The sequence below is a fragment of the Actinomadura sp. ATCC 39365 genome (assembly GCF_054392275.1).
This window is the reverse complement of sequence record NZ_CP184335.1, coordinates 10,482,046-10,505,898: the sequence shown is the minus strand read 5'-3', so window position 1 is coordinate 10,505,898 and position 23,853 is coordinate 10,482,046. Positions and strand designations below refer to the sequence as shown.

Annotated in this window: 23 protein-coding genes; 8 read left to right on the top strand and 15 right to left on the bottom strand. The window is 72.0% G+C overall.

Annotated features, from left to right (window positions below):
- Window positions 1-57 precede the first annotated feature (57 nt).
- Genes ACNF49_RS50180 through ACNF49_RS50170 form a run of 3 tightly spaced genes read left to right on the top strand, consistent with a single transcriptional unit; the run spans window position 58 to window position 1,006 of the window.
- The gene (locus ACNF49_RS50180) at window positions 58-369 is read left to right on the top strand and encodes a hypothetical protein (protein WP_482942083.1); all 312 of its coding nucleotides are present in this window, start codon (window positions 58-60) and stop codon (window positions 367-369) included.
- Window positions 339-485, top strand: a complete 147-nt coding sequence (locus tag ACNF49_RS50175; protein WP_482942082.1) for a hypothetical protein — start codon at window positions 339-341, stop codon at window positions 483-485. Before ACNF49_RS50180 ends, ACNF49_RS50175 begins: the two co-directional genes overlap by 31 nt.
- Entirely contained in the window at window positions 482-1,006 is a 525-nt protein-coding gene (locus ACNF49_RS50170) for a nitroreductase/quinone reductase family protein (protein WP_482942081.1), read from the top strand. Before ACNF49_RS50175 ends, ACNF49_RS50170 begins: the two co-directional genes overlap by 4 nt.
- Here the strand turns inward: ACNF49_RS50170 and ACNF49_RS50165 are convergent.
- Window positions 992-1,873 carry an arginase family protein gene (locus ACNF49_RS50165; RefSeq protein ID WP_482942080.1) on the bottom strand — a complete coding sequence of 294 codons (882 nt, stop codon included), beginning with the start codon at window positions 1,871-1,873 and terminating at the stop codon, window positions 992-994. The two genes, ACNF49_RS50170 and ACNF49_RS50165, sit on opposite strands and share 15 nt — an antisense overlap.
- Window positions 1,874-1,901: 28 nt before the next feature.
- On the opposite strand from ACNF49_RS50165, the gene ACNF49_RS50160 reads away from it, so the two are divergent.
- Entirely contained in the window at window positions 1,902-2,432 is a 531-nt protein-coding gene (locus tag ACNF49_RS50160) for a CGNR zinc finger domain-containing protein (RefSeq protein ID WP_482942079.1), read from the top strand.
- Window positions 2,433-2,463: 31 nt separating this feature from the next.
- On the opposite strand, the gene efeB is transcribed toward ACNF49_RS50160, so the two are convergent.
- The 7 genes from efeB to ACNF49_RS50125 form a co-directional block, all read right to left on the bottom strand.
- Window positions 2,464-3,726: an iron uptake transporter deferrochelatase/peroxidase subunit gene (efeB, locus tag ACNF49_RS50155; protein ID WP_482942078.1), complete on the bottom strand. Its 1,263-nt coding sequence runs from the start codon at window positions 3,724-3,726 to the stop codon at window positions 2,464-2,466.
- Window positions 3,727-3,741: 15 nt separating this feature from the next.
- Window positions 3,742-4,881 carry an iron uptake system protein EfeO gene (efeO, locus tag ACNF49_RS50150; RefSeq protein ID WP_357970916.1) on the bottom strand — a complete coding sequence of 380 codons (1,140 nt, stop codon included), beginning with the start codon at window positions 4,879-4,881 and terminating at the stop codon, window positions 3,742-3,744.
- An 11-nt stretch (window positions 4,882-4,892) separates the two neighbouring features.
- The gene (efeU, locus tag ACNF49_RS50145; RefSeq protein ID WP_357970917.1) at window positions 4,893-5,726 is read right to left on the bottom strand and encodes an iron uptake transporter permease EfeU; all 834 of its coding nucleotides are present in this window, start codon (window positions 5,724-5,726) and stop codon (window positions 4,893-4,895) included.
- A 123-nt stretch (window positions 5,727-5,849) separates the two neighbouring features.
- A complete protein-coding gene (locus tag ACNF49_RS50140) occupies window positions 5,850-7,217 on the bottom strand; it encodes a glycoside hydrolase family 5 protein (RefSeq protein WP_482942077.1) in 1,368 nt (455 codons plus the stop codon).
- A gap of 2 nt (window positions 7,218-7,219) precedes the next feature.
- The gene (locus ACNF49_RS50135; RefSeq protein ID WP_357970921.1) at window positions 7,220-8,065 is read right to left on the bottom strand and encodes a carbohydrate ABC transporter permease; all 846 of its coding nucleotides are present in this window, start codon (window positions 8,063-8,065) and stop codon (window positions 7,220-7,222) included.
- On the bottom strand, window positions 8,062-9,021 hold the full coding sequence (locus ACNF49_RS50130) for a carbohydrate ABC transporter permease (protein ID WP_482942076.1): 960 nt from the start codon (window positions 9,019-9,021) through the stop codon (window positions 8,062-8,064). Before ACNF49_RS50130 ends, ACNF49_RS50135 begins: the two co-directional genes overlap by 4 nt.
- Window positions 9,018-10,310 carry an extracellular solute-binding protein gene (locus ACNF49_RS50125; protein WP_482942075.1) on the bottom strand — a complete coding sequence of 431 codons (1,293 nt, stop codon included), beginning with the start codon at window positions 10,308-10,310 and terminating at the stop codon, window positions 9,018-9,020. Before ACNF49_RS50125 ends, ACNF49_RS50130 begins: the two co-directional genes overlap by 4 nt.
- Window positions 10,311-10,462: 152 nt before the next feature.
- On the opposite strand from ACNF49_RS50125, the gene ACNF49_RS50120 reads away from it, so the two are divergent.
- Window positions 10,463-11,473 carry a LacI family DNA-binding transcriptional regulator gene (locus ACNF49_RS50120; RefSeq protein WP_482942074.1) on the top strand — a complete coding sequence of 337 codons (1,011 nt, stop codon included), beginning with the start codon at window positions 10,463-10,465 and terminating at the stop codon, window positions 11,471-11,473.
- A gap of 303 nt (window positions 11,474-11,776) precedes the next feature.
- Here the strand turns inward: ACNF49_RS50120 and ACNF49_RS50115 are convergent, their stop codons facing one another.
- The 4 genes from ACNF49_RS50115 to ACNF49_RS50100 form a co-directional block, all read right to left on the bottom strand.
- Window positions 11,777-12,016 carry a hypothetical protein gene (locus ACNF49_RS50115; RefSeq protein ID WP_482942073.1) on the bottom strand — a complete coding sequence of 80 codons (240 nt, stop codon included), beginning with the start codon at window positions 12,014-12,016 and terminating at the stop codon, window positions 11,777-11,779.
- A gap of 520 nt (window positions 12,017-12,536) precedes the next feature.
- Window positions 12,537-12,989, bottom strand: coding sequence for an RloB family protein (locus ACNF49_RS50110; protein WP_482942072.1), 453 nt, complete (start codon window positions 12,987-12,989; stop codon window positions 12,537-12,539).
- Window positions 12,986-14,215, bottom strand: a complete 1,230-nt coding sequence (locus ACNF49_RS50105; RefSeq protein ID WP_482942071.1) for an AAA family ATPase — start codon at window positions 14,213-14,215, stop codon at window positions 12,986-12,988. The genes ACNF49_RS50110 and ACNF49_RS50105 overlap by 4 nt, the downstream gene beginning before the upstream one ends.
- Window positions 14,216-14,317: 102 nt before the next feature.
- Window positions 14,318-15,673, bottom strand: coding sequence for an FAD-binding oxidoreductase (locus ACNF49_RS50100; protein WP_482942070.1), 1,356 nt, complete (start codon window positions 15,671-15,673; stop codon window positions 14,318-14,320).
- A 46-nt stretch (window positions 15,674-15,719) separates the two neighbouring features.
- Between ACNF49_RS50100 and ACNF49_RS50095 the strand changes: the two genes are divergently transcribed.
- The gene (locus ACNF49_RS50095; RefSeq protein ID WP_357970930.1) at window positions 15,720-16,073 is read left to right on the top strand and encodes a nucleotide pyrophosphohydrolase; all 354 of its coding nucleotides are present in this window, start codon (window positions 15,720-15,722) and stop codon (window positions 16,071-16,073) included.
- 132 nt (window positions 16,074-16,205) lie between these two features.
- Here the strand turns inward: ACNF49_RS50095 and ACNF49_RS50090 are convergent, their stop codons facing one another.
- Window positions 16,206-17,684, bottom strand: coding sequence for an MFS transporter (locus ACNF49_RS50090; RefSeq protein WP_482942069.1), 1,479 nt, complete (start codon window positions 17,682-17,684; stop codon window positions 16,206-16,208).
- Between the two features lie 102 nt (window positions 17,685-17,786).
- On the opposite strand from ACNF49_RS50090, the gene ACNF49_RS50085 reads away from it, so the two are divergent.
- On the top strand, window positions 17,787-20,912 hold the full coding sequence (locus ACNF49_RS50085) for an AfsR/SARP family transcriptional regulator (RefSeq protein ID WP_482942068.1): 3,126 nt from the start codon (window positions 17,787-17,789) through the stop codon (window positions 20,910-20,912).
- 18 nt (window positions 20,913-20,930) lie between these two features.
- On the opposite strand, the gene ACNF49_RS50080 is transcribed toward ACNF49_RS50085, so the two are convergent.
- Together ACNF49_RS50080 and ACNF49_RS50075 are read right to left on the bottom strand one after the other, a co-directional pair.
- A complete protein-coding gene (locus ACNF49_RS50080; RefSeq protein WP_352320052.1) occupies window positions 20,931-21,383 on the bottom strand; it encodes an SRPBCC family protein in 453 nt (150 codons plus the stop codon).
- A gap of 4 nt (window positions 21,384-21,387) precedes the next feature.
- Complete coding sequence (locus ACNF49_RS50075; protein WP_482942067.1) at window positions 21,388-22,485, bottom strand: MFS transporter; 1,098 nt, start codon at window positions 22,483-22,485, stop codon at window positions 21,388-21,390.
- Window positions 22,486-22,594: 109 nt separating this feature from the next.
- Here ACNF49_RS50075 and ACNF49_RS50070 point away from each other — a divergent pair, with 109 nt between their 5' ends.
- Window positions 22,595-23,809 carry an amidohydrolase family protein gene (locus ACNF49_RS50070; RefSeq protein WP_482942066.1) on the top strand — a complete coding sequence of 405 codons (1,215 nt, stop codon included), beginning with the start codon at window positions 22,595-22,597 and terminating at the stop codon, window positions 23,807-23,809.
- Window positions 23,810-23,853: the final 44 nt, after the last annotated feature.

The following is a 23,853-nucleotide window of genomic DNA, read 5'->3' as shown; positions in this document are numbered from 1 at the left end:
TGGTAAGTATAGTAGAAACATACTTTGTAAGAATGTTGACCGGAAAGGATCCATGTCATGACAGGGAAGCCGCGCGGAGCCCTCGCCCTGCTGTGGGGCGGCGCCGCGCTCACGGTGCTCGTCACCCTCTTCGCCTTCGCCTACCGGTCCGGGCTGGCCGAGTACCTCAGGGCCGGCTATCCGGAGCTGGGGCCGGGCAGGATCGACGAGGGGGTCACCACGTACACGGTGATCCTCTCGGTCGTGGGGGCGCTCGGGCTGGCCGGCTGGCTCGTCACCGTCCGGGCGGCGGGCGCGGGCGGGGGTGGGCCCGCTGGCTGGGGGCCGGGCTGTTCGTGGTGGCGTCGTGCTTCGCGCTCGCGGGCCTGACCGTCCGGGACACCAACGGCGAGGTCGGCCTGGTGCCGCTGCTCGGCTGGTTGCAGGTGCTTCCGCTGGTCCCGGGGCTGGTGGCGGTCGTGCTGCTGTGGAGGAGGGTGCGGTGACCCGGGTCGCCCACTGGCCGGCGGCGCTCAAGCGCCTGATGTACCGGGGCGGGCGGCCCAACGCGCTCATGCGCGCGATGAACCGGCTCGACGCGCTGACGTACGCGTCCCGGTGGCTGCCGCTGCCCCAGGGCGCCGTGCTCCAGGTGGTGGGACGCCGCAGCGGGGCCCTCACGTCGGTGCCCGTCGCGGTCGCCGGGCTTGAGGGCGGCGAGTACCTCGTGTCCATGCTCGGCCCGGAGGCGAACTGGGTGCGCAACGTCCGGGCCGCCGGTGGCCGGGCCGTGTTGCGACGTCGCGGGCGGGCGGCGCCGATCAGGCTGGTGGAGGTCCCGGTCGAGCGCCGCGCCGAGATCCTGCGCCGCTACGCCGCCGTCGCACCCGGCGCGCGGCCCCATCTCGGCCTCGGCCCGAAGGCGCCGCTGGACCGTTTCCGCCGGATCGCGGCTGGTCATCCCGTCTTCCGCATCCTGCGGTCGGACGGCTCCGCCCCGGACGGCCACGGGTCAGCTCAGGGCTGAGACGAGGATGTCGGTCAGGGTGGCCGCCTGGCTGCCGTCCTCGTCGAGGTCGGGGTCGAAGATGGTGAACTGGATCCCGGCCGCCCCGGGCAGCGCGAGCAGCCCGCGGAGCAGACCGGCGAGCTGGTCGCCGGTCAGGCCGCCGGGGGAGGGCGAGTCGACGGCCGACACCACGGACGGGTCGAGCACGTCGGCGTCCACGTGGATCCAGAACCCGTCCAGGTCGTCGCGCACGAGCACGCGCTCGGCGGCCTCCAGGGGGATGTCGTTCCCGGCGACGTAGGCGATGCCGTCGTCGGCGAGGTCCTTGACGTCCTCGTCGTCCCGGACGCCGAGCACGATGACGTCCTCGTCCCGGACGTACGGGCGCAGGCCGTCGATGTCGGTCAGGTAGTCGTCGCCGCGGCCGGTCACCAGGGCCAGGTCCTCGCCGGCCGCCGCGCCGACGTGCGGCGAGTTGCCGAGGTGCCGGAAGTCGGTGTGGGCGTCGAGGTAGGCCACCCCGTAGCGGCCCGTCCGGCGCAGGGCGAGCACGGAGCCGAGCAGGATCGAGCAGTCGCCGCCGAGCAGGACGGGGAAGCCGTCGCCCTCCCTGATCCCGGCCACGCGGTCGGCCAGCCGCCGGGTGTAGGCGGCGATGGCCGCGCCGTTGCGCACGCCGTCGCCGGGCTTCCAGGTGGCCACGTAGCGGGGCGGGACCAGCGCGCCCGCGTCGGCCGCGCCGATCCGCGCGACCAGCCCGTTGTCCCGCAACGCCCAGGGAGCCTTGTAGCAGCCGGGGATGACATCCTCGGCGAGTGGACGCAGGCCGAGGTTGGACGGCGCGTCGAGGACGGTCAGTTTTCTGTCAGGGGTTATAGTGCTCATAGTCGTGACAGTAGCAGGAGGGTGAGGGATGCGCCAGTTCACCGAGACGGGTCTCGTGGCCGTCGACCTGGCCAACACGTGGGACGAGTACCTGGACGATCCCGAACGGCTGCCCGACGTGGCGGAGCTGCGCCGCTTCTGCCGCGAGCTGGCTGAAGACGACCACGGGCTCGGGGAGGAGGACCTGCGGGAGGTCAGGGAGGTGCGCGAACGGCTGCGCGCGGTGCTGGCCGCCGAGCCCGCCGGCCGGGCCGGGGCACTGGCGGAGTGGGTGGCCGGGCTGCCGGCGCGGGCGGCGGTGGAGCACGCGGGCGGTGTGCCCCGGCTGCGGCTGGTCGCGCCGGACGGGGCGACGGCGGCGGGCAGGCTCGCCGTACGGGCCGTCACCGAGCTGCTGGAGATCGCCGCGGCAGGCGACTGGGAACGGCTGCGCCAGTGCGCGGCCACGCCGTGCACCGACGCCTTCGTCGACCGGAGCCGGCCGGGCAAGCGGCAGTTCTGCTCGACCCGCTGCGCCAACCGCGCCCACGCCCAGGCCTCCCGCGCCCGCCACCGCTGACGGCGGGAGCGGGCGCGGCGCCGCGAGGGGGTCAGGCGAACAGGGTGCGGCCCCAGTAGTCGCCCGCGTCCTGGACGCCGGGCGGGCAGGCGAACAGGCCGCTGGAGACGTGCTTGATGTACTCGTTGAGCGCGTCGTGCCGGGCCAGGTTCATCTGCACGGGCACGAACTGCTTGCGCGGGTCGCGCTGGTAGGCGATGAAGAACAGCCCGGCGTCCAGGCGGCCGAGGCCGTCGGAGCCGTCGACGAAGTTGTAGCCGCGGCGCAGCAGGTGGGCGTTGCCGTTGTTGCTCGGGTGCGCCAGCTTGACGTGCGAGTCGTCCTTGATCAGCGGCTGCCCGTCGGGGCCCTTGGCGGCGAAGTCCACGGCGTCGAACTCGGCCTTCTTGCCCAGCGGCGCGCCCTCGCCCTTGTCCCGGCCGAAGATCTGCTCCTGCTCGGCGAGCGAGGCGCGGTCCCAGGTCTCGATCGTCATGCGGATCTTCCTGGTGACCATGTACGTGCCGCCCGCCATCCAGGCGGTGCCGTCCGAGCCGCCGGCCCACAGGTGGTCGCGCAGCAGGTCGGCGTCCTCCAGCTTCATGTTGTTGGTGCCGTCCTTGAAGCCCAGGAGGTTGCGCGGCGTGGCCTGGGCCCGCGACGTGGACGACGTACGGCCGAAACCGAGCTGCGACCAGCGCACCGAGACCTTGCCGAAGCCGATCCTGGCCAGGTTGCGGATGGCGTGCACGGCCACCTGGGGGTCGTGCGCGCACGCCTGGACGCAGATGTCCCCGCCCGAGATCTCCGGGATGAGCTGTTCGCCGGGGAACTTCGGCAGGTCGGCCAGCGCGGCCGGCCGTTTGTCCGCCAGCCCGAACCGGTCGTCGAACAGCGACGGGCCGAACCCGATCGTCAGCGTCAGCCCCGAGGCGGGCAGCCCCAGCGCCTCTCCGGTGTCGTCGGGCGGGGCCTCGGCCGCACCGCCCACCGCGCCGAACGCCCCGGCCTCCTTGCCCTGCGTCAGCCGGGCCGCCGCGGCCGTCCACTCCTGGAGCAGGTCGACCAGCTCGGCCTTCTTGTCGGTGATGACGTCGAAGGCGACGAAGTGCAGCCGGTCCTGGGCGGGCGTGACGACGCCCGCCTGGTGCTGCCCGTAGAACGGGTACGGATCGGACGTCGAGGCGGCGTGCGCGACCGGCGGCTCCTCCAGCAGCGACCTGGTCGTCACCGCCCCCGCCCCGAGCACGGCCGCTCCCGCGGCCCCGAGCCCGAACAGCTTGCGGCGGCTCATCCGCCCGCCGGCCTGCGACATCGCCCCCACCTCCCGTTACTTGGCGATGACCGGTGCGATCTTACTGATCGGCTCGGCCAGCGCGTTGATCGCGTCGGACAGCGCCTTCAGCTCGGCCTTGGACAGCTCGTCGTGCAGCTTCCAGCCGTCGCCCTTCTGGTGCGCGCCCAGCGCGGCCTCCGCGGCGGCGAACTTCTCGTCCAGCGTCTTGACCAGGTCGGGGGAGCGCTGCTCCAGCACCGGGCGCAGCGACTGCACGGCGGCCTTGGAGCCCTGGAGGTTGGCGTCGAAGTCCCACAGGTCGGTGTGCGACCAGATGTCCTCCTCGCCGGTGATCTTCCCGGAGGCCACCTCGTCGAGCAGTTCCTTGGCGCCGTTGGCCAGGTTGAGCGGGGTCAGCTCGGCGGCGTTGGACTTCTGGACGATGGTCTTGACGTCGGCGATCAGCTTGTCGGCGACCGGGCCGTCCTTGCTGATGTCCTTCTTGATCCACAGATCCTTCTCGATCCGGTGGAATCCGGTCCACTCCTCGCCGTCGGCCAGGTCGGCCTCGCGGGCGTCGATGGCCGGGTCGAGGTCGCCGAAGATCTCCGCGACCGGCTCGATGCGCTCCCAGTACGTCCGCGAGACCGGGTACAGCTCCTTGGCCTTGTCGATCTCGCCGGCCTTGACGGCGTCCACGAACTCCTGCGTCTTGACCAGCAGCGTGTCGCTCTGCGACTTGATGTAGCGCTTGTAGCTGGCGACGGCGTCGGCGAGCTGGGCGTCGGAGGTGAGCGCCTTGTGCTCGCCGGTCACCTTCAGCGCGTTGCGGATGCCCTTGCCCACCATGCCGGGCTTGCAGACCGCCTCGTACGCGCCGGCCGGCAGCTCGGCCACCAGCTCCCTGGTCAGGCCGGGCACGATGTTCTCGACCTCGGCCATCACCCGGTCACCGGGGGCGTACACGTAGAACTCGGTCACCTTGGATCCGCCGTTGGTGATCGTGAACGTGCTCGTGCCCGCCGCGATCTCGGCGGTCGCGACCTTGCACTCGGTGTCGGACGCGGCCACGGTGATCTTGCCGGGCGCGGCGGCGGGCCCCTTGGCGGCCTCCGTGGCGGTGGTGCCCGAACCGCACGCGGTCAGGCCCGCGAGGGCGAGCGCGCCGAAGGACAGGCTGATGGCGGTACGCATGATGCTCCTGTTCAGGCCGCGGGTGCGGTGGAGGCGGGAGTGGTCTTCACCCGCTGTGGCAGCAGGAAGAGGAAGAGAGTGGGCACGAGGTAGACGATCCAGGCCACGGCCTCGGCGATGCTCGGCTGCGGCGTGATGTTGAGCATGCCGGAAAGCAGTGCGCCGTACCAGGAATCGGCGGGCAGCACGGCGCTGATGTCGAAGGCGTAGGAGCTCAGGCCGGGCAGGATGTTGGCCTCCTGGAGGTCGTGCACGCCGTACTTGAAGATGCCGGCGGCGACCAGGATGAGCAGCAGGCCCGTCCAGGTGAAGAACTTGGTGAGGTTGATCTTCAGCGCGCTCTTGTACAGCCCCCAGCCGATGACCACCGACGTGAGCAGGCCGAGCGCGATGCCGAGCAGGGGGTCCATGGTGGCGGTCGCGCCCTGGACGGCGGCGAAGAACAGCAGCGCCGTCTCCAGCCCCTCGCGGGCCACGGCCAGGAAGGCCATCACGACCACCGCGAGCGAGCCCATCTGCAGCGCGTCGGAGAGCTTGCCCCGCAGCTCACCGGAGAGCGCGCGGGCGGTGCGCCGCATCCAGAAGATCATCCAGGTGACGAAGGCGACGGCGAGCAGCGAGGTGATCGCGTCGAACAGCTCCTGCCCCATGTGCCCGAGGTTGGCGGCGGTGAAGGTCAGCAGCGCGCCGAAGCCGACGGACAGCGCGACCGCCGCGGCGACGCCCGTCCAGACCTGGGGGAGCTTGTCCTTCCTGTCGCTCTTGACGAGGAAGGCGATGAGGACGGAGACGACGAGCGTCGCCTCCAGTCCCTCGCGCAGTCCGATGAGGTAGCTGGCGAACACCGTCACTCCTGCTGGCTGAGGAAAGGCTTACCTAAATTAGGGCAGCCGAAGCATACCTAGCGCAAGCAGTGATGGCGATAGTTTGCCCGGTGGTGTGACGCACCCGACTGTATGAGCGGTTTGTCACCCGGCGAGATTGCCGGCCAGCAGGTCGAGCAGCGGCTCACGCCGTACGCACTGCTCCAGCGTGAACGAGTCGGCCAGGGCCAGCAGCTCGTCGTCGCCGAGCCCCCTGAACAGCCCGGCGTACTCGGGCAGCAGGGCCTGGGCGAGGAGGATGTGCCTGATCAGGTCGTCGGTCTGGTAGCGGGCGCCCCACGGGTAGGGCGCCCAGTCCGGGAACTCGGTCTCGACCAGCCGGTGCAGCGGGGCGAGCACGTCGGCGCACTCCTCCATGGTCGAGCCCCACCGGTCCGCGCCGAGCCGCCGCTTCTTGCCGATGAACGCGCCGAACCTGTCCAGGTACGCCCCCGACGCGTGCACCAGCCCCTGGAGGCCCACGTCCTTGTACGTCCAGAGCGACCAGCCCGCGTCGTGGGCGTCGTAGATGTCGAGCTGGTCGCGCAGGACCTGGTAGCGCTGCGCGTCCCGGTCCGGGTCGCCGGTGTAGACCGGGCCGAACTCGCCCACCCACAACGGCGTGCCGGTCTCGCGCTGGAACCGGGACCGCCGGGCGAAGGTCTCCTCCAGCCGGCCGCGGTCGCACCACTCGCCCCTGGTGAGCCCCGGGTACGGGCCGCCGTGGGCGAACCCGGCCAGGGCGTAGTCGTGCATGACGAACACCGTGTTCTCGTACATCTCCCGGAACATCGAGAAATCGGTGGCGTAGGTGTTGCCGTCCAGGAACAGGACGTGGTCCGGGTCGGCGGCCCGTACGGCCTTGACCAGCCGGTCGTAGAACGGGCCGACCACCTTGCCCGAGACGTCGCCCGGCTCGTTCACCATGTTGTACCCGGCCACCCAGGGATGTCCGCGGTAGTGGTCGGCCAGCGCCTCCCACAGGTGCACGGCCCGGTCCTGGAAGTGCCGGTGCTGCCAGAGCGCCGCCACGTGCGTGGGGTTGTCGCTGTGCCAGTGCTGGTTCTGGGAACCGGGCAGGGCGTGCAGGTCGATCACGCTGTAGAGGCCGCGCTCGCCCAGCAGGCCGATCACCCGGTCGAGGTGCCGGAAGCCCCTCGGGTCGATCTCCATGGGCCGGTCGTCGGACTCCCAGTGGTGGTAGTTGACCGGGATGCGCACGCAGTTCATGCCCAGCCCGGCCAGCAGCCCGGCGTCGCTCCCGGTGAAGAACGAGGTGAGCAGCCGGTCGAAGAAGAGCTCGGCCCGCTCCTCGCCCAGCACGCCGGTCACGGCCGCGCGCATCGAGGTCTCGTTGGCGGGATAGCCGGTGATGAAGTTCTCCATGTTCATCCAGCCCCCGAGACCCACCCCCCTGAGCCGTACGGGTGTGCCTTCGGGGGTGAGGAGCCGGCTTCCGGAGACGTGGAGCATGTTCACCCTTTCGTCGCACCCGCGGTGAGCCCACCGACCAGGTGACGTTCAGCGATGGCGTAGAACCCGAGCGCCGGCACCATGGCCAGGATCAGGTAGGCGAGCACGCGGGCGGTGTCGGTGGCGTACTGGCCCTGGAACTGCTGGATGCCGAGCGGCAGCGTCCAGCTCGTCTCGTCGCTGAAGACCACCAGGGGCAGCATGAAGTTGTTCCAGCTGCCCACGACGGCCAGCACGGAGACCGTCGCCATGGCCGGGCGGGCCATCGGCAGCAGGATCCGCCAGAAGAACCCGAACGGCGAGCAGCCGTCGATGATCGCGGCCTCCTCGATCTCGCCCGGGATGCTCCGGAAGAACCCACGCAGGATGATGATCGTCAGCGGCAGCCCGAAGGCGGCCTGCGTCAGGATGACGCCGAGCGGGTCGTCCAGCAGCCCGAACGTGCGCAGCAGCACGAAGATCGGCAGGATGGCCACCGCGAACGGGAACATCAGCCCCGCGGTGAACAGCGTGAACAGCGCCTCCCTGCCCCGGAAGGCGAACCTGGCGAAGACGAACGCGGCCAGCGCCGCCAGCCCGACCATCACCACGGTCGTGGCGACCGCGATGAACGTGCTGTTCCACACCTGCCGCCAGAACGACCCCGAGCCGAGCACGTCGGTGTAGTTCGCGCTCACCCAGGGATCGGGCAGGCCGAAGGGGTTGCCCGACAGCTGGCTGTTGCTCTTGAACCCGCCGAGCAGCGCGTACCCGATCGGCGCCAGGACGAACGCGCCGACGGTCCAGGCGATCGCGTGCAGGGGCAGGGTGGGACGGCGCCGCCGCGCGGGCGGCCTTCCGTGGTTCATCGGCGGCCTCCCATGGACGTCGTCGCGCCCTCCAGGTCCCGGCGCAGCACCATGCGCTGGTAGACGAGGGCGAAGACGAGGCTGAGCGCGAACATCACGACGCTGATCGCGTTGGCGTAACCCACCTGGGAGCGCTTGAAGCCGAACTCCATCATGGTGACGGCCATCGTCTCCGAGGAGTGCGACGGGCCGCCCCCGGTGAGGATCCAGACCAGGTCGAACAGCTGGATGGTGTAGATGACCGACAGGAACACGCTGATCCGGACCGTCGGCCCGAGCAGCGGCAGCGTGACGTGCCGGAACGTCTCCCACGACGTCGCGCCGTCGATCTGCGCGGCCTCGATCAGCTCGTTCGGGATGCCCTGCCGTCCGGCCAGGTAGATCATCATGTGGAAGCCGAAGTACTTCCACGTCATGACCAGGAAGAGCGCGGGCATCACGGTGTCCGGATCGGCCAGGAACTCCGACTCCAGCCCGAACACCGACAGCAGCTGGTTCGCCATCCCGCCGTCCGGCGCGAGGATCAGCGAGAACAGCACGCCGGTGATCACCTCGGACAGCACGTACGGGGCGAAGAACACCAGCCGGTAGAGCGCCCGCCCCCGGATGCGCTGGTTCAGCAGCATCGCCACGGCCAGCGAGAACGGGAGCTGGACCAGCACCGACAACAGGACCAGGACCGCCAGGTGCCACAGGTCGGTGGCGAAGATGCCGGAGGACAGCAGCCTGGTGAAGTTGTCCAGCCCGACGAACTCGGTGGGCAGCCCGCCGAACCCGTTCCACTTGAACGCGCTGGCGTAGCCGGCCACCAGGATCGGGGCCACCACCAGCAGGAGGAAGAGCACCAGCGCGGGCAGCAGGAACAGCGCGATGGTCACCGCGCGCCCGCGCCGCCGCCCCGCCGGGGCGGGGGCCGGAGGCGCGACCGCCTCCGGCCCGCGGGTCAGCGTCGTCATTCGCTCTTGGCCACTTCGCTGATGTCCTGGCCGATCTGCTCCGGCGTCCTGGTCCCGGCGATCAGATCGGCCACGCTGTCGTTGACCTGCTGGCCGACGGCCGGCGGGTAGGCCTGGTCCAGGTAGAGCTGGTAGCCGGAGGCGCCGGCCAGCAGCGTCGCGACCTGCTTGAGGTTGGCGTCCTTGACCGCGCTCTCCTCGCCCTTGAGCACCGGCAGCACGCCGCCCGCCGCCACGGCCTTGGTGTGCTGGTCCAGCTGCGTCATGAACTTCACGAACTCCACGGCCTCCTGGGGCGCGTCCGCGCCCACCGACAGGCCGTTGCCGCCGCCGAAGGCGTCGCCGATCGAGCCCTTGCCGCCCTCGACCGCGGGGAAGGGGAAGAAGCCCAGGTCGTCGCCGAGGCCCTTGCCCGCGTCCTTCTGCACGGCGGGCGCCCACTGGCCCATGAGCTCCATGGCGGCCTTGCCGTTGGAGACCGTGGCCGCCTGCCCGTCGGGGGTGCCGTACCCCGCGCCGAGGAAGCCCTTCTGGAACGGCTGGAGGTCGGCCAGCGCCTTGACCTGCTGCCCGGCGGCCACGAAGTCGGGCTTGGTGAAGTCGTGGTCCACGCCCGCCTGCGTGAGCGCGGGCAGGCCGGCGATGCGCATCGCCAGATAGGCCCAGTAGTAGTGGCCCGGCCACTTCTCCTTGCCGGCCAGCGCGATCGGGGTGGCGCCGGACGCCTTCAGCTTCTTGACGTCGTCGAGGAACTCCGCCCAGGTGGCGGGCGGGGCCGAGATGCCGGCCTTGGCGAAGAGCTTCTTGTTGTACCAGAAGCCGACCAGCCCGATGTCCGTCGGCAGCCCGTACGTCCTGCCGTCGAACTGGTACGCGCTCAGTGCCGCGGGGGTGAACGTGCCCAGCACGGAGGCGACGTCGCCCGAGACGTCCTTGACCAGGCCGGCGTCGATCTGCTGCTTGAGCACGCCGCCGCCCCACGTGACGAAGACGTCGGGGGCCTTGCCCGACTGGGTGATCGTGGTCAGCTTGGCCTTGTAGGCGTCGTTCTCCAGCACCGTCGCCTTGATGGTGACATTGGGGTGCGCGGCCTCGAAGTCCTTGGCCCGCTGCGCCCACAGGGACTTCAGCGGCTCGGCGGTGGACAGGTGCCACCATTCCAGCGTCACCTTGGCGGGCTTCTGGCCGGGCTGCGAGCCGCCGGGCTGCCCGCCGCTGTCGCCACTCCCGCCGCTGCCGCATCCGGCGACGAGCAGGGCGGTGGCCATGAGGATCAGACCGCGTTTCATCCAGGGGTCCCTTCATCGGGCACGAGCGGTATGAAAGTTTCGTGTAGCCCCCGATAATTTCGTTGGTCGGAGCATAGATATGTGCTGCGCAGGGCGTCAATAGCTGTCGTGGGAGCGGTTCCAGTCCGAAACTTTCGGATACACTCCCGAACGTGTCAGGTAAGAGGCGCGTGACGATCGCACTGATCGCAGAAGAGGCCGGGGTCTCCATCCCCACGGTCTCCAAAGTCATCAACGGCCGGCCCGAGGTGGCGCCGGCGACCCGTCACAAGGTCGAACGGCTGCTCCAGGAACACGGCTACCAGCGGCGCGTCAGCCAGGACGACACCCCCGCCGGCCTGGTCGACCTGGTGTTCGCCGAGATCGAGTCGCCGTGGGCCATGGAGATCGTGCGCGGCGCGGAGAGCGCGGCCCACGAGGCCGGGGCCAGCGTCGTCATCTCGGTGCTGCACACCCACGCCGGTCCCGGCCGCGACTGGCTCGAACGGCTGGCCGCCCGCCGCACCGACGGCGTGGTGATCGTCGCCTCGCGCCTGTCCACCGGCGTGCAGGCCCAGCTCAGCGCGCGATCGCTGCCGTTCGTGGTGGTCGACCCCGAGGGGGAGCCGGCCCCCGGCATCGTCTCGGTCGGCGCCACCAACTGGAACGGCGGCCTCGCCGCCACCCGCCACCTGCTCGAACTCGGCCACCGCCGGATCGGCATGATCAGCGGCCCCGCCGACATGCTGTGCAGCCAGGCGCGCGTCGACGGCTACCGGGCCGCCCTGGAGACGGCCGGCGTGCCGCTCGCCCCCGAACTCGTCCGGCGCGGCACCTTCCTCGTCGACTCCGGCCACGACCAGGGCCACGAACTCCTATCGCTGGACGAACCGCCCACGGCCATCTTCGCCGGGTGCGACCTGATGGCGTTCGGCGTGTTCGAGGCCGCCCGCCAGCGGGGGTTGCGCGTTCCGGAGGATCTGAGCGTCGTGGGCTTCGACGACCTGCCGCTGTCGAAGTCGGCCTGGCCGCCGCTGACGACGGTCCGCCAGCCGTTGCAGGAGATGGCGGCGCTGGCCACCCGTACGGTGCTGGGGATGGGGAAGGGCGAGGTGCCGGAGTCGAAACGGGTGGAACTGGCCACGGAACTGATCGTCCGCGAGAGCACGGCCGCCGTGGAGTGACGGGTGGCCGGAACTGCCCGCCTGAAGCGGTGGGCCCGGCCCCAGCGGTCTTCGCCCTCCGGGCTCAGGCGTCCCCCTCTGGCGCCTCCGGCGCACCCCCCGCGCCTCCGGCGCCCTGGCAATCCGCCCTTGACCTGCGAGGCAGCGGGCGCCTCACGCCCGCTGTGCCTCTGTAGCCGAAGCGGCCCTGCGTCACGACAATCTCTCGGGCAACAACGTGAACGCCACCACATGACGCGGTCGCACCAGCGAGAAGTCGCGTCGGTCAAGGGTTGCTATGGCCTGCATCCAGAAGAACAGCGGTCACACTGAGCGATTGAACCGCTCGGCCAACAGATCTTCGACACGTTCCGAAAGATTGCCCTCACCGGAGGCGCCGATCCCGGCGATCGAGAGCCGACGACGTACCGGCGTGTCGTCTTCGCCCGACATGTCGGCGAGTTCCGGGTCGGTCTTGACCAGTCGCAGGAGGTGCCGCGCCTGGTCGGACGACAGCCGATCGACCAGGTGATGCAGCTCCTCATGCGCATGTCCGGCGCTCATACCTGCGAGTGTACGTCGGCGGATGCGCCGACAGCCAACCCCTCGCCCAACTGGCCCGAGCGGTCTTCGCCCTCCGGGCTCAGGCGTCCTCCCTCCGGCGCCTCCGGCGCCTCCGGCGCCTCCGGCGCACCCCCGCGCCTCCGGCGCCCTGACCATCCGCCCTTGACCTGCGAAATCTCTTCAGATCCGCCGCTCGGCGGCTCTGGTCGCCTGAGCGGCAGCTCGTCGCCCGGTCGCCGAGCCCGTCCCTCCGGCCGTCTCAGAGGAATGGCGGGATGCCGAGGCTGTCCAGAAGGCGCCACATGCCGCTGGACGGGTCCTGATCGAGGAGGCCGCAACGCGGTTCGGGGCCTCGCGGATGGGAGCACTTGCCGGAAGCGCAGCGCCTGTCCAAGGTCCGCGCGCTGTCGAACGCGGTTCGGAGGCGTGGCATGAGGTGATCGGCGCGGGCTTTGGTGATCCTCTTGTCCCTCGGCCCGAACCCCGCGAAGCCAGGCCGCTGCGACAACAACTGGTGAATCTAGTGGTTACGGCCGTCCTGCGGTTGGTCGTAGAGGCCGTAGTGCAGGTAGAGCCAGAAGTCGAAGGACGGATGGGACATGGCGACTCTGATCTTGGAGTGTTCCTTGAGCGCGTTCAGGGCGTCGTCCAGGTCGCCGTGCTGGTCGCGGTCGAAGAGTGCCCAGATCTCCGCGTACTGCTCGTTGTCCGGTCGAAGAGCGTCTTCCTCGGCCACGGTCAGGGCGCGCTGGGCGACTTTCCACGGCTTCATGTCGTCGGGCCGGTACTTCGGCATGTCGATGCGGAACGAGCACTGCCGGGAGAACGCGTTCTGCAGCATCGTGAGGTAGTCGTACTCGGTCACCGCGCCTTCGGCGACGGCGTAGAAGATGCGATTGGCGGCGCGGGGCGGCGGCTGGGCCGTCAGGCTGGAGCCGCGTTGGCGCTTCTTCCTGACCCTGTCGGGGCTCATGCGAGGGCCTCTCCCGCCTCGCGTGCCAGCTCACCGGGGGCGACCCGTGGCACGCCGCCGAAGCGGCCGAGCAGCCAGCCGCGTTCGAGGTTCTCGTTCGGACGGGGCGGTGGACGAAGGCTCGACAGCGGATACAGCTCCGTCGAACCCCTGGGGTCCTTCTCCGCCATCCAGACCACGTCACGGTCCAGGATCCGTTCCCCGCCCGCGAGCGGACGCAGCAGCGACGCGTCGTGCGTCGTGAACACCATCTGTGCCCCTCGCGCGTTGACCTCGGAGTCCTCGAACATCCTGATCACCTCGGCCGCGAGTGCGGGGTGCAGGCTGGCGTCCAGTTCGTCCACGAGCACCGTGGTTCCCTGCTGGAACGCCTCCAGCAGGGGCCCCAGCATCGCGAACCAGGCGCGGGTGCCCATGGACTCGTGCGCGAAGTCCAGAGAGGCCGTGTGATCGCCGGCGCGGTGGAGCAGCCGGACGTCGCCGCGCGCCAGGGCGTCGTTGTCGAAGCCGACGATGCCGAGGTCGGCCCGGGTCAGGAGGCGGCCGACCTGATCCCTGAACCGTTCGTCCGCAAGGGCCCTGGCCTTGGTGAACTCCTGGCGCTGGGGCAGGTCCTGTTCGGGGCTGATCAGCCACAGATTGTCGCGGAACCACTCGAACACGGGCAGGAGTTGCTCGTTGTTCCACTCGGCGGCCACCGTGAGGAAGAGGGAGTCCGGGCGGGTCTTCCGCGCCAGGTCCTGCTTCCCGCCACGCAGCCCTTCCCCCGCGAAGCGGAAGTCGTCGCCGTCGCGGTCGAACCAGACCTGACGCCGGCCCTTGGGGTAGGCGTGCAGCCATTCGGCGTGGACACGTTCGTCGTCCAGCTCGAATCCGTAGGTGTAGCGGACACCTGCCAGTTCGAGGTCGATCTCGACGAAGGAGTCTTCGTCCGCGCAGCTCGGATCGAGCGCGAAGGGGATCCGGCGAGTCGGCTTCTCCTCGCTGATCCACGCCACCGAGTGCAGCACGGCCTGCCGCATCAGCCGCAGGCCGGCGAGCGTGTTGGTCTTTCCCGAGGCGTTGGCTCCGTAGATCCCGAGGACCGGGAGCACGGACAGGGGTCGCCCTCCCTCCCGGACCGGGATGGGGCGGGCGGTGCCGTCGTTCAGCTCCGTCGCGATCAGTGAGAGACGCTGATCGTCACGGAACGACAGGACGTTGGCCAACCGGAAGTTGAGAAGCACGGCGTCTCCCTTGTCGGGATCGCCATACCCATTTGAAGCCGTCTGGCGTGCGTTTCATTCGCCAGAAGGCGTCAAGTGGCTTCTTGCCACCTACGATGCTCGTCAGAGGAACAGGTTCTCCGGGTCGTGGGTGGTTTTGAGGGTGGTGAGTCCGGTCCAGGTGGACGGGGTGTACGCCTCGGCGGCCAGGGCCGGGGCCTGCGGGCCGGCCAGGAAGTTGCGGAAGCGGAGGCCCGTGCTGGACGGGTCGGCGGGGTCCAGGGGTGGTTTCGGGTTCGTGCCCGCGAAGGCGATCGTGGTCAGGCTGTAGGCAGCCGTGCGGTGGTCGATCGCGTTCGGGACGTCCGGGGCGGCGGCCAGCGCGCCGCCGAGGCGGCGGATCTCGACCATCGCGAAGTCCGGGTCGGCGCGGTCGAACAGGCCGGCGTCGAGGGTGTGCAGCATCAGGGAGAGCTCGCGGTAGGCGGCGGGTTCCGTGGGGTCCTCGTGGACGGCGGCGATCTCGGTGTAGGGGCGGTCCCTGACGGTGTCCTCGGCCGGGTTCAGGGCGCGGAGAGGCGCGATCAGCTCCTCGGGCGTGAGGTACGAGGAGGCGGGGTTCGAGCGGGAGGGGTTCGAAGGGGAGGGGAAGGACGAGGGGGTGGCGTGGGCGAGGCGGATGGCGGTGAGGTGGGCGTGGGGGAGGCGGAGGAGGGCGATGGAGCTGTTCATCGTGTCCGGCAGGTCGCGGCTCCACTCCAGCCAGGCGGCCAGCAGCTCGGACGCCCGTTCGGCCGGGAAGCGCAGCATGCCGCCGTGGAAGCGGGGGACGGCGGCCAGCTCCAGCTCCATCGCGGTCACCACGCCGACGCCCGGCCGGCCGCCGCGCAGGGCCCAGAAGAGGTCGTGGTTCTCGTACGGGCTCACCGTGCGCAGGGTTCCGTCGGCCGTGACCAGTTCCAGGGACCTGACCCGGTCGGCGGCCCAGCCGAACGTGCGGCCGAGCACGGGCAGGCCGCCGCCCAGCGTGTAGCCGACCGCGCCGACCAAGGGGGAGGAGCCGTTCGGCGGGGCGAGGCCGTGTCCGGCGGCGGCGTCGACGACCTGGCCCCAGCGCACTCCGGCCTCGACGCGGGCGGTGCGGCTGGCGGGATCGACGGACAGGCCGGTCATCCTGCGGGTGTTGATCAGCAGGGCCCCGTCCACGGGGGTGGACAGGCCGTGGCCGGTCGCCTGGACCGCCACCCGCAGCCCCGCCGACCGGGCGTGGTCGATCGCCTTCCGGACGTCGTCCGCGTCCCGGGCGCCGACGACCACGGCGGGGCGGACGGGGCCGGCGACGGTGTTGAATCGGGCCGTCTCGTCGTTGTACCCGGGATCGCCGGGGACGAGGACCGGGCCGTTGAAGTGGGAGAACACGGGAGCCAGTCGATCGCGGAAGCGGCCGGGGAACCAGACGGGGTTCGTCCGGACTGTCATCACCGGTCGTGATGAATCGGCCGGTGGGCCAGTAGGGTCGGGTGGCGTGAACGAGGAGCTGGAGGGGCTGGCCGTACGGCTGCGGGAGTTCGCGCGGGCCCGCGACTGGGAGAGGTTCCACACGCCGAAGAACCTGGCGATGGCGCTGGCGGGGGAGGCGGGGGAGCTGGTCGCGGAGTTCCAGTGGCTGACCGCCGAGGAGTCCGCGAACCCGGACCCCGACACGCTCGCCCGCATCCGCGCCGAGCTCGGCGACGTGACCCTGTACCTGGTCCGGCTGGCCGACGTCCTGGGGGTCGATCTGGTGGCGGCGGCGACCGCCAAGCTGGCCGACAACGAACGCCGCTACGACGCGGCCGGCTACCGCGGCTCGGCCAGGAAGGCGCCGCCGTCCGGCTGACCGGGCGTACGAACGGCATGCCAGGAAGAGCCCGGCGACGGCGAAGGACCGCCGGCCGGGCCGGCGGTCAGGGGACGAGAGCGCTCAAGGGCGAGAGGGCGAGAGGGCGAGAAGGCGCAAGGGCGAGAAGGCTCAGGGCGTCGGGCGGTGGCCGCGGAGGGCGAGGAGGGCGAAGACGGCCAGCCCCGCGAAGACCACCGCGCTCACGGCCCCCACCGTGTTCAGCCCCGCCGTGAACGCCGCCCGCGCCAGGTCCAGCAGGCCGGGCAGGTCCTTGGCGGCGGTCACCGCCACGCTGATGCTCTCCCGCACTGCCTCCACCGGCAGGTGCTCGGGCAACTGACCGCGGTAGACGGCCGTGCCGAGGCTGCCGAGCGCGGCCACCCCGACCGCCACCCCGAACTCGCCGCTCGTCTCGGTCAGCGACGCCGCCGACCCGGCCTTCTCGGCGGGCGCGGCCGTCATGATCACGCTGTTGCCCGCGCCCATCGGCAGCGCGATGCCCGCCGAGGCCAGGACCAGCCCGGTGACGACGAGCCCGGTCCCGCCGGCGCTCGGGACCTGGGTGTGCAGGAACAGCCCGACGGCGCCCAGCGCCAGCCCGGCGGCCATCACGTACGCGGTGCCGATCCGGGCGGCGAGCCGCGGCGCGACCGACAGGGCCACGATCATGGCCAGGTTCTGCGGCACCAGCCACAACCCGGCGCCCAGCGGCGACAACGACTCGACGGTCTGCAGGTACTGGGTGGTCATGAGCGTGGTCCCGGCCATGACGATCCCGCCGAGCGACATGATGCCCAGCGTCGCCGCGAACGCGCGGTTGCCGAACAGCCGCAGGTCCAGCAGCGGGTTGGCGAGGTCGCGCTGCCGCCTGACGAACATCACGCCGAAGGCCGCCCCGGCGGCGACCGCGGCCAGGGGCACGGGCTGCCAGCCGCCGCGCGCGACCTCCTTGAGCCCGTAGACGACCGGCAGGATGGTCGCCAGGGACAGGGCCACGCTGGCAAGGTCGAGGCGGCCGGCGTGCGGGTCACGGTACTCGGGGAGCAGCAGCCGTCCGGCGACCAGCACGGCCGCCATGAACGGCACGCCCATCAGGAACGCCGACCCCCACCAGAAGTGCTCCAGCAGCAGCCCGCCCACCAGCGGCCCGACCGCCATGCCGAGCATGAAGCAGCCGTACCAGAGGCCGATCGCGGTCCCCATCTGCCGGCCGTCGGTGAACATCGTGCGGATCAGCGCCAGCGACGACGGCAGCAACGTCGCCCCCGAGACGCCGAGCAGCGCCCGGGACACGATGAGCATCTCCGCGTTCACCGAGTACGCGGCGGCCACCGAGGCCGCGGCGAAGGCCACCGAGCCGATCAGCAGCAGCCTGCGCCGCCCGATCCGGTCGCCCAGCGTGCCCATCGTCACCAGGAACCCGGCCAGCATGAACGAGTAGATGTCCAGGATCCACAGCTGCTGCGGCGCGGAGGCGCCGAGTCCGGCGCTCAGGTGCGGCAGCGCCAGGTAGAGCACGCTCAGGTCGATGGAGAGCAGCAGGGCCACCGAGGCGAGGACCGCGAGCCCGGTCCATTCACGCCGTCCAGCGAGGGTGCCGGTCTTCATGTCGTTTCCCCATTCCGTTGGCTTCACTGTTGGTTTCACGGTGCCGGAGGGCGCTTCCGGTGCGCTTCTCGTGGACTTACGGCGGCACATAAGGTGACGGACATGCGTTTTGGGGTGCTGGGGTCGCTGGCCGTGTGGACCGACGCGGGGGAGCCCGTGACGATCCCCGGGCTCAAGGTCCGGGCGCTGCTCGCCGACCTGCTCGTCCACGAGGGCCATCCGGTCTCGGCCGACCGGCTGGTGGAGGACCTGTGGGGCGAGGAGCCGCCGGGCAACCCGGCGGGCGCGCTCCAGGTGCGGGTCTCCCAGTTGCGCAAGGCGCTCGAGGACGCCGAGCCGGGCGGCAAGAACCTGGTGGTCTCGCGGGCGCCCGGCTACCTGCTGCGCGCCGATCCGGGTGCGCTCGACGCGGCCCGCTTCGCCGACCTGCTGGCCCGTGCCGAGGCCGCCGACAGCCCGCGGACCAGGGCGGGGCTGCTGGCCGACGCGCTGGCGCTGTGGCGGGGGGCGGCGTACGCCGACTTCGCCGACGAGGAGTACACCAGGTCGGCGATCGTCCGGCTGGAGGAGCAGCGGCTCACGGCGCTGGAGCAGCGCGCCGAGGCCCGGCTCGAACTGGGCGAGCACGGGCTGCTGGTGGGCGAGCTGGGCGATCTGGTGGCCCGGCATCCGCTGCGGGAGCGGTTGCGCGCCGTGCACCTGCGCGCCCTGTACCGGGCCGGACGGCAGAGCGACGCCCTGGCGAGCTTCGCCGAGCTGCGCGAGCGCCTGGCCGACGAGCTGGGCCTCGATCCCGGCCCCGAGCTGGTCGCGCTGCACCAGGCGATCCTGGGCCAGGACCCGGCGCTGAGCCTGCCCGCCGAGCGGCCCACCACGAACCTGCCCGCGTCCGTCAGCAAGCTCGTCGGCAGGGACGAGGCGCTGACCGAGATCTGCTCGCTGGTCACCGCCGAGCGGCTGGTGACGCTCACCGGCACCGGCGGCGTCGGCAAGACCAGGCTGGCGCTGGAGGCGGCGCACCGGCTGCTGGACGGCTTCGCCGACGGCGCCTGGCTGGTCGCGCTCGACGGCGCCACCCACTCGCCCGCCGAGGCGATCATGTCCGCCCTGGACATCCGGGAGGACCCGTCGGGCGGCGACGTGCGCGAGCGGCTGGCCGCGGCGTTGCGGCCGAGGCGCGTGCTGCTCGTGCTGGACAACTGCGAGCACGTGGTCGAGCAGGTCGCCGAGCTGGTCGACGCGCTGCTGGCCGCGGCGCCGGGTTTGACCGTCCTGGCCACCAGCAGGGAGCCGCTCGGCGTGGACGGCGAGGTGTTGTGGAGCGTCCCGCCGCTCGACCTGCCGGCGGGCACGGACCTGACGGAGATGGCCCGCTCGGACGCCGTCCGGCTGTTCGTCGCCAGGGCCGCCGCCTCGGCCCGCGGGTTCGCCCTGGAGGCGGGCAACGCCCAGGCGGTGGCCCAGCTCTGCCGGCGGCTCGACGGCATCCCGCTGGCCCTGGAGCTGGCCGCGACCCGGGTGCGGGCGCTGGGCGTCCAGGGCGTGGTGGACCGGCTGGACAACCGGTTCAGGCTGCTGGCGTCCGGACGGCGGGGCGCGCCCGCCCGGCAGCAGACGCTCACCGCCGTGATCGACTGGAGCTGGGACCTGCTGTCGGACGAGGAACGGGTGGTGCTGCGCCGCCTGGCCGTGCACGCCGACGGCTGCACCCTGGAGTCGGCCGAGGCGGTGTGCGCCGAGCCGGGGCTGGACGTGCTCGACCTGCTGGCCCGGCTGGTCGACCGCTCGCTCGTGGTCGTCGCCGAGAGCACGACGGGCGTCCGGTACCGGCTGCTGGAGTCGGTGTCGGAGTACTGCGTGGGCCGCCTGGCCGACGCCGGCGAACTGGCCGACGTGCGCCGCGCCCACCTGCACCACTACCTGGAGCTGGCCGTGGCGGCCGAACCCGGCCTGTACGGCGGCGAGCAGCGCGACCGCCTGCTGCGCCTGGACGCCGAGTCGGCCAACATGCGGGCCGCGCTGGACACCGCGATCGCCGAGGGGGCCGCCGACACCGCCGCGCGCCTGGTCAACGCGCTGGCCTGGTACTGGTTCCTGCGCGGCCGGCTGGCCGAGGGCAGGCGCTCGCTGGATGCGGCGCTGGCCGTCGCGGGGCCGGACGGCCCGGCCAGGCGCCGGGCGGCGGCCTGGCACGCCGGGTTCGCACTGCTCCTGGGCGAGCAGGTCGCATGGGAGCCGCTGCTCGAACGCGTCGCCGACCCGGGCGAGCGAGCCAGGGCCGAGCTGTTCGCCGGCATGAGCGTGCCCGACATGGTCACCGGCCAGGAGCTGACCGGACGGGCGCTGGCCGCCTGCCGCGCTTCCGGCGACACGTGGGGCGTCGCCGTCGCGCTGGCCAGGCAGGCGCGCGACGCGTTCACCATGCGCGACACCGAGGCGCTGGAGCGCGACGCGGGGGAGAGCGCGCGGCTGTTCGGCGAGCTGGGCGACCGCTGGGGCATGTTGCAGGCCACCGAATGGCTGGCGGGCGCGGCCGAGATGGCCGGCGACCACGAGCGGGCGCGCCGGCTGTTCGCCGAGGGGCTGCGCATGGCCGAGGAGCTCGGACTGTGGCCCGAGGTGGCCGGGCGCATCGCCTGGCTGGGCTGGACGGCGCTGCACGGCGGCGCCTACGACCAGGCCATGGAGCTGTGCGGACGGGCGCTGAAGCTGGCGCTCGGCCAGGGCTACAAGATGGGCGAGACCATGGCCGAGATGGGCCTGGCCTTCGCCGCGCGCCGCGCCGGGCTGCTCGACCTGGCCGAGTCGCATCTGAACCACCTGCTGGAGGGCCTGCCGCGCGACCCCGCCGTCGAGCCGCCGCTGCACCTGCCGGACCTGCTGGTCGAGCAGGGCCACCTCACCGAGCTGCGCGGCGACCCGGCCGCGGCCCTGGAGCTGCACCGGGAGGCGCTGGCCGCGGCGGTCAGGGTCGGCGACCCGCGCACGGCGGCGGCGTGCGTCGCGGGCGCGGCGTCGGCGGCCGGGCCGACCGAGCGGGCGGCGGTGCTGCTGGGGCTGGCCGCCGCGGTCCGCGAGCAGATCCAGACCCCGGCCAACGCCTCCGAACGCGAGGAGGAGGAGCGGGTCACGGCCAGGGTCAAGGACGCGCTCGGCGAACGCGCCTTCGCCGCGGCGTACGAGCGGGGCGGCACGTACAAGCTGGACGACGCCCTCGGCCTGTTCTGAGGATCAGCGTGTGAGGGGTCAGCGTGCGACATGCTCGGCCAGGCGGTCGAAGAACTCGTCCCAGCCGGCCCTGGCCTGCTCGGCGTGCTCCTGGTCGGTGTTGACGCCGAACTGGTGGAAGCGCATCTCGGTGCCGCCGTCCCGGTCGAGCAGGTCGAGCGTCACGACCGAGGCCGGGCCGTCGCCGGGGTTGTCGGGGTCGCCGGTGGTGAACACCAGCCGGGCGGGTGCCTGCACCTCGCGGTAGGAGCCCTCCAGCGTCGCCTCGAACCCCTCCTCGCCGACGAGCGTCGCGCGCCACCGGCCGCCGGGACGGGCGTCGAGGGTGATCCGGCCGACCGGCGTGGCCAGCATGCGCGGGCCGAACCAGCGGGAGAAACGCTCGGGCTCGGTCCAGGCGGCGTAGACGTCCTCGCGGGGGGCGTCGAAGGTACGGACGATCTCGTACTGCGCGGTCTGCGTCGTTGTCATGCCTCTACGATGCGGGAGCGGCCTTACGGTCCTCTTCCCGCGGCCTTACGGTGATCTGCCGCACCGGCCGCAGGGACAGCAGCGCCAGCGAGCCGGCGACCGCCACCAGCGCGGAGAAGCCCAGCACCTCGCGGGAGCCCACCAGGGCGGCCACCGGCCCGGCCAGCGCCTGGCCGACCGGGAGCGACATGGTGGAGCCGCCGATCTCGTACGCGCTGACCCGGTTCAGCGCCTCGGCCGGCACCAGCGTCTGCACGCTCGTCGCCCACATCACCGACCAGAACGCCCACCCGGCCCCGCCCACCACGTGGCAGGCCATGATCACGCCGAGCGGCAGGCCGGCCGCGAAGCTCAGCGGTTCCAGCGCGAACAGGAACATGCCGATCCCGCCCGCCGCCAGCACCGAGCCCAGCGGGATCAGCGGCCCGAACAGGGTGATCCCGAAGACCACCCAGATCAGGATGACGCTCCACATCCACGTGCGCGACCGGAACTCCCGCCAGCCCTCCCGCAGCCGCACCAGCACCGGCTCCTCGCCGGAGCGCGCCACCCGCACCCGCATGAGCAGCAGGCACGCCGCGCTGACCGCGAACCCGGCCGAGTCGGCGGCGAACACCACGCCCACCCCGGCGAGCCCGACCAGCGCCCCCGCCAGCCCCGGCCCGAGCAACTGCATGATCGCCTCGGACATGCGCAGGGTGGCGTTGGCCCGCTGCACGTCGGCCGCGATCCGCGAGATGGTGCCCGCCACGCCCGGCGTGTACATGGCCGCCGCCGCCCCGGCGACCGCCGACAGCGCCACGACCTGCCACAACTCCGGCCGGCCCAGCCCGAACAGCGCCGCCGTGCCCGCCTGCGTCGCCGTCCTGGCGAGGTCGGCGCCGACCATCATGCGGCGGGGCGTGAACCGGTCCATGAGCACGCCGCCGAACAGGATGAGCCCGGCCATCGGCACCATCCAGGCGGCCAGGGCCAGGCCGACGCCGGTGGCGCCGTACCCGGCGTCGTGCATGCCGAGCGCGGTGGCCACCGGCATCATCGCCGAGCCCAGCATCGACACCGTGCGGGCGGTGAAGAAGAGCACGAAGTCGCGCGTCCACATGGACGGCCATCATGCCCTAATAAGTAAACCTTCCTATCAGATGGGGGCTGTTGCGCCCGGCGTCCCGGCGGGCGGGCGCGGCGGGGGCGCATGTGGCACTGTGGAGGGCATGCGGATCATCCGTGCCGGCACGGTGCTCACCGGGCGTCCCGGAGAGGTCATCACCCACGGCGAGGTGCTGATCGACGGCTCGCGCATCGTCTCGGTGGGCCCCCGCGGCAGCGCGGGCCAGGCCCCGGAGTCACTCGACCTGCCCGATCACACCTTGCTGCCCGGCCTCATCGACGCGCACGTGCACCTCGGGTTCGACGGCACGGTCGACCCGGTGACCGGACGCAGCGCCGTGAGCGACGGCCACCTGCTGCTGCGCATGGCCGAGAACGCCCGCAAGCTCGTCTCCGCGGGCGTCACCACGGCCCGCGACCTCGGCGGGCGCGGCTTCCTCGACCTCACCCTGCGCGACGCGATCGAGGGCGGCCTCGCCGTCGGCCCCCACCTGATCGCCGCGACCCGGCCGATCACGGTCACCGGCGGCCACTGCTGGTACATGGGCGGCGAGGCCGACGACGAGCCGTCCGTCCGCCGGGTGGCCAGGGAGAACCTGCGGGCCGGCGCCGACTGCCTCAAGGTGATGGCCTCGGGCGGCGAGATGTCGCCCGGCTCGGTGCCGAGCTGGCGGGCCCAGTACCCGGCCGCGCTGATCAGGGCCGCCGTGGAGGAGGCCGCGACGCGCGGCAAGACCGTCGCGGCCCACGCCCACGCCCCCGAGTCGATCGGCAACGCGCTGGAGGCCGGGGTCACCACCATCGAGCACTGCACGTTCCACACCCCGGCGGGCCCGGCCTACGACGCGCGGCTGGCCGACCGCATCGCCGGGAGCGACACGTACGTGTGCCCGACCGTGCACGGCCAGTTCTGGAACCTGCGCGCGCTCGTCGGCGCCGAGCCGATGGACCGCTGGCTGGGCAACCTCGCCGCCATGCGCGAGGCCGGGATCAGGCTCGTCGCCGGGACCGACACCGGGTTCGCCATCGCCGGGCTCGACAAGCGCACCGACGACTACGTGTCGGGGCTGGAGGTCTTCGCCGAGGCCGGGTTCGGCAACGCCGAGATCGTCGAGCTGGCCACCGTACGCGCCGCCGAGGCGTGCGGAGTCGGGGCCGAGACCGGCAGCCTGGAGGCCGGGAAGCGCGCCGACGTCATCGCGGTCCGCGGCAACCCGCTCGACCGCCTGGCCGACCTGCGCGCGCTCGACCTCGTGCTGGTGTCGGGGCGCTCGGTCAGCCAGAAGCACGTGGACACCGTGACCTCGTCCGTCGGCTGAGCAGGGGGAGGCGCCCGGCCGCGCCGGCTCCTGGCGTGGCTCGC

Bases quoted from the DNA above. Each gene is read 5' to 3' on its own strand.
- ACNF49_RS50160 (WP_482942079.1), top strand. From the start codon at position 1,902: ATGCGCCAGTTCACCGAGACGGGTCTCGTGGCCGTCGACCTGGCCAAC.
- ACNF49_RS50180 (WP_482942083.1), top strand. From the start codon at position 58: ATGACAGGGAAGCCGCGCGGAGCCCTCGCCCTGCTGTGGGGCGGCGCC.
- efeB (WP_482942078.1), bottom strand. From the start codon at position 3,726: ATGTCGCAGGCCGGCGGGCGGATGAGCCGCCGCAAGCTGTTCGGGCTC.
- ACNF49_RS50135 (WP_357970921.1), bottom strand. From the start codon at position 8,065: ATGAACCACGGAAGGCCGCCCGCGCGGCGGCGCCGTCCCACCCTGCCC.
- ACNF49_RS50080 (WP_352320052.1), bottom strand. From the start codon at position 21,383: ATGACAACGACGCAGACCGCGCAGTACGAGATCGTCCGTACCTTCGAC.
- ACNF49_RS50070 (WP_482942066.1), top strand. From the start codon at position 22,595: ATGCGGATCATCCGTGCCGGCACGGTGCTCACCGGGCGTCCCGGAGAG.
- ACNF49_RS50090 (WP_482942069.1), bottom strand. From the start codon at position 17,684: ATGAAGACCGGCACCCTCGCTGGACGGCGTGAATGGACCGGGCTCGCG.
- ACNF49_RS50115 (WP_482942073.1), bottom strand. From the start codon at position 12,016: ATGAGCGCCGGACATGCGCATGAGGAGCTGCATCACCTGGTCGATCGG.
- ACNF49_RS50165 (WP_482942080.1), bottom strand. From the start codon at position 1,873: ATGAGCACTATAACCCCTGACAGAAAACTGACCGTCCTCGACGCGCCG.
- ACNF49_RS50110 (WP_482942072.1), bottom strand. From the start codon at position 12,989: ATGAGCCCCGACAGGGTCAGGAAGAAGCGCCAACGCGGCTCCAGCCTG.
- ACNF49_RS50130 (WP_482942076.1), bottom strand. From the start codon at position 9,021: ATGACGACGCTGACCCGCGGGCCGGAGGCGGTCGCGCCTCCGGCCCCC.
- ACNF49_RS50140 (WP_482942077.1), bottom strand. From the start codon at position 7,217: ATGCTCCACGTCTCCGGAAGCCGGCTCCTCACCCCCGAAGGCACACCC.
- ACNF49_RS50075 (WP_482942067.1), bottom strand. From the start codon at position 22,485: ATGTGGACGCGCGACTTCGTGCTCTTCTTCACCGCCCGCACGGTGTCG.
- efeO (WP_357970916.1), bottom strand. From the start codon at position 4,881: ATGCGTACCGCCATCAGCCTGTCCTTCGGCGCGCTCGCCCTCGCGGGC.
- ACNF49_RS50125 (WP_482942075.1), bottom strand. From the start codon at position 10,310: ATGAAACGCGGTCTGATCCTCATGGCCACCGCCCTGCTCGTCGCCGGA.
- ACNF49_RS50085 (WP_482942068.1), top strand. From the start codon at position 17,787: ATGCGTTTTGGGGTGCTGGGGTCGCTGGCCGTGTGGACCGACGCGGGG.
- ACNF49_RS50100 (WP_482942070.1), bottom strand. From the start codon at position 15,673: ATGACAGTCCGGACGAACCCCGTCTGGTTCCCCGGCCGCTTCCGCGAT.